At 60.4% G+C, this 12,272-nt stretch carries 8 protein-coding genes; 4 read left to right on the forward strand and 4 right to left on the reverse strand.

The annotated features are described in order from the left end of the window. Positions 1–34: 34 nt before the first annotated feature. Entirely contained in the window at positions 35–982 is a 948-nt protein-coding gene (locus tag RPF88_RS02375) for a DMT family transporter (protein WP_337123842.1), read from the reverse strand. A gap of 300 nt (positions 983–1,282) precedes the next feature. Further along, positions 1,283–4,915, reverse strand: a complete 3,633-nt coding sequence (locus RPF88_RS02380; RefSeq protein WP_337121632.1) for a tetratricopeptide repeat protein — start codon at positions 4,913–4,915, stop codon at positions 1,283–1,285. Between the two features lie 456 nt (positions 4,916–5,371). On the opposite strand from RPF88_RS02380, the gene minC reads away from it, so the two are divergent. The 4 genes from minC to RPF88_RS02400 all read left to right on the forward strand — a co-directional run bounded on the left by minC (position 5,372) and on the right by RPF88_RS02400 (position 9,160). Continuing rightward, on the forward strand, positions 5,372–6,172 hold the full coding sequence (gene minC / locus RPF88_RS02385; RefSeq protein ID WP_337121633.1) for a septum site-determining protein MinC: 801 nt from the start codon (positions 5,372–5,374) through the stop codon (positions 6,170–6,172). A 65-nt stretch (positions 6,173–6,237) separates the two neighbouring features. Beyond that, positions 6,238–7,053: a septum site-determining protein MinD gene (gene minD, locus RPF88_RS02390; protein ID WP_013530671.1), complete on the forward strand. Its 816-nt coding sequence runs from the start codon at positions 6,238–6,240 to the stop codon at positions 7,051–7,053. After that, on the forward strand, positions 7,050–7,322 hold the full coding sequence (gene minE, locus RPF88_RS02395; RefSeq protein ID WP_024501686.1) for a cell division topological specificity factor MinE: 273 nt from the start codon (positions 7,050–7,052) through the stop codon (positions 7,320–7,322). The genes minD and minE overlap by 4 nt, the downstream gene beginning before the upstream one ends. Positions 7,323–7,693: 371 nt before the next feature. Then, entirely contained in the window at positions 7,694–9,160 is a 1,467-nt protein-coding gene (locus tag RPF88_RS02400) for a hypothetical protein (protein ID WP_337121634.1), read from the forward strand. 282 nt (positions 9,161–9,442) lie between these two features. Here the strand turns inward: RPF88_RS02400 and RPF88_RS02405 are convergent, their stop codons facing one another. Further along, the gene (locus RPF88_RS02405; protein ID WP_337121635.1) at positions 9,443–11,227 is read right to left on the reverse strand and encodes an ABC transporter ATP-binding protein; all 1,785 of its coding nucleotides are present in this window, start codon (positions 11,225–11,227) and stop codon (positions 9,443–9,445) included. 9 nt (positions 11,228–11,236) lie between these two features. Beyond that, complete coding sequence (locus RPF88_RS02410) at positions 11,237–12,271, reverse strand: glycosyltransferase family 2 protein (RefSeq protein ID WP_337121636.1); 1,035 nt, start codon at positions 12,269–12,271, stop codon at positions 11,237–11,239. Between the last annotated feature and the right edge of the window lies 1 nt (position 12,272).

Below are 12,272 nucleotides of genomic sequence, written 5' to 3' on the forward strand. Positions count from 1 at the left end.
CCGGCGCTGAATATAGCCGTCACCCGCAAGATGTCTACGCCACGCGTGGTTGAGCTGGCCTGACCACGGTGGCAAGGACGATGCCGGCGACGATGAAGGCCGCACCGACCAGATCGTAATCGTGCAAGCCCTCGCCGAGCAGCAGATAGGCGAGCACGGCCACGAACACCGTCTGCAGGTAGAGCAGCATGCTTGCCCGGCTCGCACCCAGCGTTTGCACGCTTTTGTTGTAGAGGTAGTACATCAGGGCGCCGCCGGGGCCTGCCAGATAGGCGAGCGCGAGAAGGCTGTGGAGGTTCATGGCGGAGCGCTCGTCGTTGAACAATTCCCACAGATGGAAAGGCAGGGCGACCAGCGCACCGGCGCCGAGCAGCAGCACGACCATCGGCAGGAGTTCGATGCCGAATTTGGCACGGCGCAAAAGCACGGTGTAGAGGCCCCAGCAGAACGCGCTGCCGACGATCCACAGTTCGCCGGCGTTGACCTTGAGTTGCAGCAGCGCCGTCAGGTTGCCGTGGGCAACGATGAAAATCATCCCGGCAAGCGCAACCAGCGCGCCCAGCGACTTCCACAGCCCGAGCGGCTCGCCAAGCACGAAACGGGCAAGCACCATCGTCATGACAGGCGACAGCGCCATGATGATGCCGGCCGTGGTGGCGTCGGTGTGGTTGAGGCCATGGTAGATCATACCCTGGCAGAGCGTGAGGCCGATCGCCCCCACGGCGACGACCTCCACGGCGCGTGTTCGCAAAAGCTCGATCATCGCGCCGTGATGACGGTGCACGATCGGCAGCAGGATGGCGCAAGCCAGCGTCAGCCGCCAGAAGCAGAGCCCCCAGGGCGGCATTTCAGGCGCCACCCATTTGGCCGCGATGTAGACACCGGCCGAAAGCAGCCAGCACAGGACGGCTGCCGGATAGCCGGCCAGGGAAGAGCCGGCCACGGGTTGCGCGGCTTGATGCGCTATCGGCATTGCCTGCATGTCATGCCCCCCTTCGATGACCTCGGCCGGACGGGACAACATAACCTGTGTCGTTGGGTCGTGCATCCGTTTTGAAAGGGTGAGGAGGGATCTGGGCTCGGCCGTCTTATGTCTTCGATGGAGGCAAGAAGGACGAAAAGACCAGTAAGCGGCGGAATCTAGGGACGTTCGATACGCGTGCGGCGGCTGAGAAGCATGAGCGGGAGGTGCGGTATTTCAAGCGGCATTGAGGGGGAGGGCCCAGCCTGCTGCATCAAGCTTGCGGATGTATATGCCTGAGCCTATGTTGCGGCAATGACCTCAAGAAGCCGACTTGGCGCCAGGCAGGGGTTCTGTGGAATGCAAAAAGTGACCTCGCTTCCAGCGGGCCACATATTCGTTAAACCGAGATCTACTAACTTCGATCATAAGTCGGGCGAGTATTCCGTTCGAATCCCGATCGCGAAATCTGGTAATATTTTCTAGCAGCAAGCCCGTAGCAGATGTCTCCGGCAGGCCAATTTTGGAGCGACTCCAAATCGACTGAAGGAATTTTGCCGAAACACCTATGTGAGATTCAAAATCAGCATCTTTTGTTCCGAGATAATCAGCAAGTTTTTCGTATAGCGTACCCGAAATAGTATCTCCCGTAGGAAGCAAGGCTTCTAGTGAAAGCGGCTCAACCGATACAAACCCGTGCCGTCGTTCTGCCAACTTGGCAGAGAGTTCCGAATATCTCTCCATATTAATCAACCCTCGCCGCTGGGCATACATGAAGACTGGCTGCAACCATGTTGTTGGAGTCTTGAAATACTCGTATGCCAACGTACGGTAGGCTAAGTCGTCCGACAAAAGGATCATGCCGTTTTCAGCTGCAACCGCCGCGCTTCCAACAAGATCGATTCCTAGTTGCGCTAGGCGTTCTTCAATTGCCGCTGGTAAATTTGAAGGGAGGCGTACCGCTGAAACCCGTATTTCATTCCGGATAACACTTTCGCGTTCTTCTAATAGGGTCCGTCGCTTTTCAATAATCTCAGGCGTATTTTCAACTAGATAGAATTCCCCATTGTAAAAAGTCGCTGACCCAGTTTTTCTGTCAGCATCTGGTAAATAATCTTCTTTCAGCTCTCCGATATCATCGACTGAGCTTCTTGCTAGCACCAATTCCCCAAAAACAGATTTGAGAACGTCTATCGCGTTAATGTCAACGACCGTCCAAAACGTGAGAGTGTCGAGCACTACGCCGCGGGACTCACTTCTAGCAATCCAGCAAAGAGCGCTCTCCCGCTCCGGTGACGTGCCTCTGCAACTTTTAATCTCACCGCCGGTTGCTCTTACCGCCTCCATGAATGCGATGACGTTCCCGCCACCCGTTTCAGCCATCAACTGTATGGGAAGTAAACCCTTTTTGTAGGCTTCGAGGGTCCGGTCGCGACGTTCTCCGTGCTTGCGCGTCACGTCCAAAAATTGGGACACGTCACCATCACGGGTCGTGATGGTCCAAAATCCAGGATGATCTGGGAAGCGCTCGTTGAATTTCGCGGTGATATCGTGAAACGCATGAAGGTAGCGGCTTTTGATCTGGGAGACTTGCCATACTTGGTCTCCAGCAGGGTGGCTCACGACTATCTCGTCGCCCACAGCTTTCCCTAGTGTTTGTTGCGCATAGCGATGGGAGAGCCCGTAAATGCGCTCTACCGGTCGATCTGGACCTTCCTCAATCAGAAATGAGTTAACTTGCTGATCTGGACCGGTTATCTCCACCCAAGCGCCATTGCCTGCCGTACCTGGAGAGCGCAATACGTCAGCTGTCTCAGCGATAAGAATTAGACCTACATAGTGAAGATTGGTGGAGGGATCGTTGCGCCCTTCTTTGAGCACTTCGTATCCGAATCTTATCGCCTCGTTAGTTCGCCCCATTCGAAGTATCAGTTGCGCAACGCGCATCTTGTCGAGCGGGGAGCCTTCAAGAATTCCGGTTGACAACGACTCTATAAGGTCAGCTATCGACTGGTAGCTGCCTGATTTACGTCCCGTTGTTTGAGCTAGTAGGATCAACGCGCGGCAATCGTTGGGTGCTAGCTCCAAGTAAGAGCGAAAGCACGTCTCCGCCTCATCCAAATCTCCGCTATGATAGTGGTATATTCCTTCTAGAGGCAGGTATCGTTTTGCCCTTCTGAGAGAAGGTTCTAGTGATTCGAAGAACTTTCCTCCGCTTGCACGCGATGGAATTGCATAGGCATGTGCGTTAGCCAGCATCCGAAGTTCTGAGTTGTCTTGACTTAAGTCGACGCGACCGTCGAGCATCCTGATAACGATGCCGTACAGGTCCTTCGCCATGGCGTAGTGTGCAATCATAGCTCGGGAAGAGAAATCGGCGCTGTCGTTTGCCGCACTGATGGCGTTCTGGAATGCCTGGGTTTCCAAGTTCTCGGCGTCGAGATCTCGTGCCAATCCTGCTGCAATAATACTGGCTCTCGGATTGTTTTCCGTTTCCGCAACCAAGTCCGTGGCCATTGTCCACGCGGCTGCACTATCGACGTTCTTTGCGTGCGCGCACTTGATTAGTGCTGCAACGACATCCCTTTCGGTCTCTGGCAGCGTCTCGGTTTCGGTAAGTGTTACGCTGCGAAGGAAGGCCCAGTCGGATCTGCGTGCCGCGATCTGGGTTGCCAGCAGGAGCGAATTCCCAGAGCGCTCTAACTTTGGGAATGACACATCAAGGAGATTGGTATCATTTACTTCGAAGCCGATTTGGGCGCCTAAGGCCAGCAAGTTCTGATCGGTAGGCGCAATCCTTAGCGCCTCTTGAATGACCGTGCTGGCCTTCTCCATGGCCCCCATTGTGTGCAGGGACACAAGATAGTTGGTAATGTACGCTAGGTGGTCCCGTCTTGCTGGAACGTCATGTTGTCGAATGCTCTCATACTGCTCTTCGAGCACTTTGGACGCGGCCATTGCCTCTGCGCGTTCATCGTCGCTCAGTCGAACCCAGTCTCGGACCTTTCTGGTTAACCTGTCGACGGTGGCATCAGCCGAATTAAGTCTTAACTGTCGGCTTTCAGGAAAACTGATCGCAGATGCATGAGCCACTTCCCACCATTCCGGCACTTGTTCACGGTACCTCAGATGGTCGATGTAGGTGATGGCAACCTGCTCCGTAGAGCGTAATTTTTCCGGCAACAGATCAAGCGGTGAGCCCTTCAATGGGCGATCCCTGCAAGCCTGGATCAGATAAGCTCCTACCAATTCCGAGTCAGGAAATTTTTCCAGTGACGAACTTGCGAATTCAAATGCCTCCGGAAACTGCCCCTTAAGCGATAGCGCGAGAATTTTGTTCGCTACCGATTTTTCATCCTCCGGCCAATAGTCGGCCGCATTCAAAAGATCATCTGCACCTTGTTGCTCGTCGCCGAGTTGGACACGGCAATGCCCTATATTGGCTTTGACTCGAAACCGAATTCGACCAGTTGTTTGTTCTCCTAAATCCTTCCAAAGACCTTCTAATAGCTTCAACGCGTTACGTGGATTGCCTTCGTCGATCATTTTTCGATATCGATCGATCTCACGATCGAGCGGGGCTTCCAGCGCGGTGTCCGTGGCGGAGGGATCGGCTGGTAGTCGCGCCAATACCGCGTCGATGCGGATACTTAGGCGTTCAAATCCTTGCTGCGTTTCACGGTTGCCTGCTTCCACGGCATCGCGGGTTCCTTCGGCAAAGAGGCCGACAGTTGGGTCAAAAGCACGCATGCCAACATCAGAGGTGGCGATGCGTTCTTGGAGCGTTCCCCACCCCCAAACGCGAATGATTAGGTTCCGGCCGAGTTTAGCCTGTTCTTGTGTGAGTGCAGTGGCCAGACGGTCGAGGCGGCCATCATTTGGTCCGGTATGGGTGACAAAATACTCGGCGATGTCGAACCCGCTGGCCAAAACTTTGCGGACTTCTGCGCGCACCGTTTTCTCGTCTAGCCGTCGATTTCGGTCGACGCACTTACACTGGATTCCGACCAGCCGCCTCGCGTCGCCGTTTCGGTAGCCTGTTAGATCGAGTCCATATTGCTCTTGGCCGCCTCGTCCGAACCTATGGATTCCCTCATCCTTTAGGATGTCAGACCAGAGGATAACCGAAGCGCGTTCGAATGCCTCCCAATCCGCTGGAGGCTGAATTTGCGTTTGAGATAGGGCCATTGATCTGTTCTTGCAGTAAATTTCAGTCGCTGTTCAAGCACAAATTCCGAATTCCCCTGTTTTATAAAAATATACCGCCGCAGCGAAGTAGTTAGATCATTACAGAGCACGCGAAAGTCGCGAATAGGGCGCTGCTCGCGCAGCCTACTCCACCCCCTCGCATTAACCATTCGTTAACCATTCCCTCGCTAGCGTTTACCTCTCAGTAAGGATTCGCCAGCCGTGACCTTTGCCGCCCCCCTCGAGGCCAAATCCATTCGCTTTCGCGCCCGCTCTTTCGTCGCTTTCACATTGACGCCGGAGGCGCCTTTGGACGTGTGGCTGGAGGGGCTGGATCACTGGATCGGCAACTCGCCCGGCTATTTCGCCGGCCGTCCGGTGGTGCTTGATCTCAACACCTTGAAGCCCGATGTCGCGGCGATCGAATCGCTGGTCGGCGTGCTTGGCCATCGCGGCATCCGCGTCTACGCCATCGAGCTCGACGGCCACACCGCACTCGAGCCCAACCTGCCGCCGGTGCTGGTCGGCGCCAAGGAGGCGACGACGGATGGGTTGCTGCCCCGCGAGGCGCGGGAGGATGTTTCCGGAGAGGGCAAGGCCGAGGGCAGGGCGCCTGAAGCCGGCCCCAACAAGGACAAGGTCGGCAAGGTTGACGCAAGCAAGGCGGGCGATAGCGAGCCGCAGGTCGAAGCTTCGGGCACGCTGATGATCAAGGCGCCGATCCGCTCCGGCCAGGCGATCGTGCATCCGCATGGCGATGTCATCGTGCTGGGTTCGGTCGCTTCCGGCTCGGAGATCATCGCGGCGGGCTCGATCCATGTCTATGGCACGCTGCGCGGGCGCGCTTCGGCGGGTGCGCTGGGCAACAGGGGCGCGCGCATCTTCTGCCGCAAGAACGAGGCGGAGCTGCTGGCGGTCGACGGCTGGTACGTCACCGCCGAGGAGATGGAAGGCGTTTCGCGCGGCAAGCCGGTGCAGGCGTTTCTCGACGGCGACGCGTTGCGGGTTTCGACGCTGAGCTGACATTCGTTTCGATATTGGAGCGGCCGGGCCGCTCGACCAAGAACAACAACAACGGAGGCTTTTCAATGGGCAAGGTAGTGGTGGTCACCTCGGGCAAGGGGGGCGTCGGCAAGACGACCTCGACGGCGGCCCTCGGGGCGGCCGTGGCCAAGACCGGCAAGAAGGTGGCGCTCGTCGACTTCGACGTCGGCCTGCGCAACCTCGACCTGATCATGGGCGCTGAGCGGCGCGTGGTGTTCGACCTCGTCAACGTCATCCAGGGCCAGGCGAAACTCTCGCAGGCGCTGATCCGCGACAAGCGGGTCGAGACGCTGTTCCTGCTGCCGGCCTCGCAGACGCGCGACAAGGATGCGCTGACCGAAGAGGGCGTCGGCGAAGTCATCGACAAGCTGCGCTCGGTGTTCGACTACGTGTTCTGCGACAGCCCGGCCGGCATCGAGCGCGGCGCGCAGCTCGCCATGCGCTTTGCCGACGAGGCGGTCATCGTCACCAATCCGGAAGTGTCGTCGGTGCGCGATTCCGATCGCATCATCGGCCTGCTCGATGCCCGCACCTTGCGGGCCGAGCAGGGCGAGCAGATCGCCAAGCATGTGCTGGTCACCCGCTACGATGCGGCGCGTGCGTCGCGCGGCGAGATGCTGTCCATCGACGACGTGCTGGAAATCCTGTCGGTGCCGCTGCTCGGCATCATTCCGGAAAGCCAGGACGTGCTGCGCGCCTCCAACCTCGGTTCGCCGGTGACGCTGTCGGAGCCGCTCAATTCCGCTGCCAAGGCCTATATCGACGCCGCCAGGCGGCTGGAGGGCGAGGAATTGCCCGTCATCGTGCCCTTCGAGCGCAAGGGCTTCCTCGATCGTCTTTTGGGAAGGAGGGCGGCATGAACCTGCTCGACATCTTCAAGCGGCGCTCCAGCGCCCCGGTGGCGCGCGAGCGGCTGCAAGTGCTGCTCGCCTATGAGCGCCGCAACCGCAGCCAGCCCGACCTCGTCTCCATCCTGCGCGAGGAGATCATGGCCGTCATCGCCAAGCATGTGCAGATCGACCAGGACTATCTGCAGGTCTCGATGGACCGCGGCGAGACCATGTCGACGCTGGAAATCGACATCCAGATCCCCAACAAGAGCGCCGTGCCGCTGGCCATGGCGGGGTGAGGGCAACTTAGGGGGAGCCGCGATCCTTCGCGCCCCCCTCTGTCCTGCCGGACATCTCCCCCACAAGTGGGGAGATTGGCAATTTCTGCGCTTCAGTTCTTCTTGCAACGTTGGCGATTGGCGAAAGCCCGCATGACGTCCAATCTCCCCCCATGTGGGGGGAGATGTCCGGCAGGACAGAGGGGGGCGCTGTCCCGCCGGCAGAACCGGCATCGCACCCTCGCACCGCATCGCTCGCGCCGTCCAAACCCCTAAAATGTCCCAAATTTACCTTTGTGCCGACGGGGCTTCCCCTGCGCAAGCAGCGGATGTAAGGATATATTAGCAATTTGTTAAGTTCTAAGCGAGGTATGCGTAAGGGGAGTTTGGTGATGAACTTCAGAGGCCTGATCAAGCGTGCTGAAGACGTGGATAAAGCAATCCAGGACCTGCAGATCGATTTGGCGGACGCGCTGGATGCAAGTCTCGACGCCGACGACCTGGCGCCGCCAGAGAGCGACGATGTGCCGGATGCCCAGGCGGCATCCGATGACGGGCCACCCCAGGCCGATGCGGCAAATGACGACAATGCCGGGAATGCCGAGGATGCGGGCGCTGCGGACAGTTCCGAAACCGCGCCAAGACTGACCGCCCATACACAGACCCGGCTGGCTGCATTGAGCGCCTTCGAGGGGCTCTTCCACGACGCCAGGGACTATCTGGAGGAGATCAACGACAAGCTGTCGGAGATCGGCACCTCACACCATCTGACGCGCGAATTCCTCAACATCCTGCACAGCGACATCCTGCGCGCCAACGAGCTGGAGGTCGCCAATGCCGCCCTGGCCGCCGAACAGAGGGCTCTGTCGGAGAAGCTGCACGACGCGACGCGAAAGTTGCGCGAGCGTGACGGCGCTTTCGAAGCGCTGCAGCAGCGCGAGACAAGCCTGGTCCAGGACCGGGAGACGCTTCGTGCGGCACTTGCCGCGGTCAGGCTGGAACTCGTCGAGACAGCCAATGCGAGCGCCAAACGCGAGGCGGAGTTCGGCGACATCGCCAAGCGGCTGACCGCCAGGACGGTCGAGGCCAACAGGCGCTTGCGCGAAAGCAAGATGCTGCGCGAAAAGCACGTCAACCTGTCGATCGAACTCGACAAGGCGCTGAAGCGGGAATCGCAGGCGCGCCACAGGCTCGACGAGCTGTCGGCGGTCCATGCCACCGAAGCAGCGCGGCTGGCGGAGCTGCTGGCGGCGCTCGGCAAGAGCGAGAAAGAGGAGATGCGGCTGCAGAAGTCGCTCGAGGCGGCACAGGCGAAACTGTCGGAAACGACCGAAGCGGCCCACATGATGGAAGGCGACAAGGAAGCCGAGCTGGCTCGCAGCCAGGCGGAAATGCGCGGGTTGAGCTCGGAGATCCAGAACCTGCAATCGCGGCTGGAGCAGGTGTCGAGCGAAAACAGCGAAGCCGCAGGCGAAATCGCCAGGCTCAAGAGCGAACTGAACGATGCCCTGGCCGAAAAGAAGATCGCCGATGAAAGATTGTCCGCGCTGAGCCAGGAGAGCGAAAGCGACAAGATGAGTCTTTCCAAGGTGAACGCCAACCTTTCTCAGCTGACGCTGCAACAGGCGTCCGAACAGATACAGTTCGACGTGCAGAGGCAGGAGTGCGAGGACCTCAAGGCCGAAATCGCCTCGCTCAATGCCCGGATCAAGGAACTGCTGCCCTATGAGCGGCTCCACAAGGCCACCAATGGCAGGCCGCGCGAGGACGGCGTGGTCGAGATGGCCGGGGCGATGGCGAAGAAAGCACGGACGACGGGCAGGCGGCGCATGCGCAGGAATGTCGGCGCCGCCACCTGAAGCGTGTCGCGCCTGAAGGGGTTCAGGCTACCAGATCTTTGTTTGTGCATGGGAGGCCGGCACCTCACCCGGAGAGTAAGTCCAATGGGGCACCGGCCAGGCGGATCGACAGGTCCGCCGCACAGGCAAGGTAGCGCGCCTCGGTCCCGCACGGCATTGGTGCGATCACGGAAGGTGCCAGCGGCAATTCCCCTGGCTTGTGATTCGAACCCTTGCGACGACCCGCCGGCCGGAGGCTGCAGACACGCCCAGGATAAGATCGCGGGCCGGCCCGGCGCCTTCTCAGTCGAGCGGTTCGTGCTGGTAAAGCTCGTCCATGCTGAGCGAGGCCAGGGCGCCGAAAGGGGCCTGCTTTTTCACGCGGCCGCCGCTCAGGATGACCACGTCGTCGCAGAACGAGATGGTGCTGTGGTGATGGCTGATGACGATGGTCGTGCGGCGGCCGGCTCTCGACTTCAGGGTCTCGACGATGGCCGCTTCCGACAGCCCGTCCACGGCATTGGTGGCCTCGTCCAGGATGAGGAGATCGGGATCGCGCACCAGGGCTCTCGCCAAGGCGATGCGCTGCCTCTGTCCCGCCGACAGATTGACGCCCCTGTAGCCAACCAGGGTCTCGTAGCCCTGAGGCAGCCTTTCGATGAATTCATGCGCTTCGGCCAGTCTCGCGGCGGCCTCGGCATCGCTGGCTGTCGCGGCATCCTGGCCGTAGATTATGTTTTCAAAAATGCTGCCGTCGACCAGTTCCAGTTCCTGGCTGGCCAGGGCGATGTGCCGGCGCCACTGGCTGGCGTCGATCCGGTCGAGCGGCGATCCATCGACGAGGATGCTGCCGGTGTCCGGTTCGACGAAGCGGCACAGGAGATTGACGATCGTCGTCTTGCCGGCGCCCGAGCGGCCGATCAGCGCCGTCGAGCGGCCACCGCGGATCTCGAATGCCGCCGCATGCAGCACAACCTCGCGCCGGTCCGTGCCGGAATAGGTGAATGTCACATCGTCGAACTTGATGCCTTGGCGCAGGCCGTGGAATGGCCCGTCGCCTTGCGGCGGTTGCGGCTTGCCTGTGGGATCCAGCAGCCATGTCACCTCCTCAAGCGATCCGCTCAGGCCTTGCATCTGGCTCCACGACCCCTGCAGGGCCCGCATATGCGGCTGCAGCCTGTAGAGCAGGATGACGAAGGCGATGATCAGCGGGAAACTCACCTGCGCCAGCCAGGCGCCGATCACCACCGCCAGGAACAGCATGGCGTGGAGAACCTCCGTCAGCGGCGGCAGCGCTCCCTGGCGCACCAGCAGCGCGAAGGAGGCGCGGCGAACCGCATCCGACGCCGTGTCGAATATCGCCTTTTCCCGGTTCTCCTGTCCGAAGATGCGGATCAGCCGTCCGGCATGCACAAGGTGAAGCATCTGCGAGGCGAGGTGGCCGTTGCGCGAGGCGACGCTGCGGCTTGGCTCCTTCAGATTGGCTGAGAGGATGGCGTGCGCGATTTGGACGAGCGCCAGTCCGAGCGTGACCAAAAGCGTCATGCGCCACGAAAGCAGCAGCAGGAAAGCCAGGAGGATGATGGCGGCCGATGCGCTGACGATGGCCGACAGCATGATCTGGATCGCATCGGAAGCCCGCCAGGATTCGTTGGAGATGATGTTGAGCAGGCGTCCGGGATTCTGCCGCAGGAAGAAGGGGTAGCCGACCCGCAACAGCTGCTCCGACAGGGCGCTGCGGATGGAATGGCTTGCCTTGCCGGAGATGAAGGTCGTCAGCAGCGTGTTGGCGAAGGCGAAGACGTTCTTCAGGATGATCGAGCCGAGGATGGCGGCTGAAATGACGACCAGCCGGTCGCGCTCGCTCAAGCCCGATCCGACGTGCTGGAGGACAGCGGAGAAGCCTGCCATTCCGGCGGCATCCCCGTGTCCCATGATGATGCCCAGCAACGGGATGATCAGGCCGATGCCGAACCCTTCGAGGACGGCGCTGACCAGGCCGAGAACCACCACCGCCGGAAGCAGGCGCAGTTGCCGCTTTCCGAACGCCCGGAACAGCATCGGCAGGTTTGGCGGCAGCATTGGCATTACAGCGTTTCACCTCGCCTGGGCATTGGCTTGTTGATCTTGCCGCACCGGTTCGGCTCGCGGCCGTCTGACCAGCAGGAGAACCGCGAACCTGGCCGCGCCGAGCAAATTCATGGCGACGATCGGCCAGTGCGACAGGTTGAGTTCACGATCGAAGGCGGGTCCTCCCGCCAATTCCCGGAAAGCCCCTCTTGCGGCCCAGTAGAAATGGCGAAGCAGCCAGGGCGCGTGGCGAACATGCTTCAGGCAGAGCCCGCCATTGCCCAGGCTGTAGTCGCGATGCAGCTTTTCGATGGCTTTGCGATCCCGCCGGCCGTGATGGTGGAAAATCGTCATGTCAGGCACATACTCGACCGCGATGCCGAGCAGCATCGCGCGCACGAGATAATCGGTATCCTCGGCCGACCGCAATGGTCCGCCGGCGCCGAAGCGTTCGTCGAAATAGCCGATGCGGGCCGCGACATCGCGGTGCATCGTCATGTTGCAGCCCAGCACGAAACCGCCGGGATGAACATCTGGCGTCAGGCGTTCGCGCGCCCACGACCGCTTGATGGTGAACGGCAAATCCCGGGGATCGCCAAGCTCGACACGGCCGCCCCGGATGAGCCATTGTTCCCCGGACGCATAGTGTCGCTCCAGATCGCGCAGATAGTCGCGATGGACCGCGCAGTCGTCGTCGACGAAGACCAGCACACGGCCGCGCGCGCGCCTCAGCCCGGCGTTGCGCGCAGCCGCCAATCCGGGGCGCGGCTCGCAAACGGGCGTGAACGGAATTTCCGACGCAGCCGCGATGCTGGCCAGGCGTTCGGCCGTGCGGTCGCTCGAACCGTTGTCGACGACCACGAGTTCGGCGGCGAAGCCGGCATGTGCGCGGCATGCGGCTTGCACCGACTTGATGCAGGCATCGAGCACGGCGACGCGGTTGCGCGTGCAGATGATGAAGCTGACTTCCGGCGCCGCTCGTTCCGGGCGGGGACCGGCCGGGGCGGGGCCAAGCGCCGTCGAACGATCGCGCTGCAGGGGTTGGTTGGCTTTGACGATCATG

The organism is Mesorhizobium sp. ISC11 (assembly GCF_037162595.1).
Classification (GTDB): Bacteria; Pseudomonadota; Alphaproteobacteria; order Rhizobiales; family Rhizobiaceae; genus Mesorhizobium; species Mesorhizobium ciceri.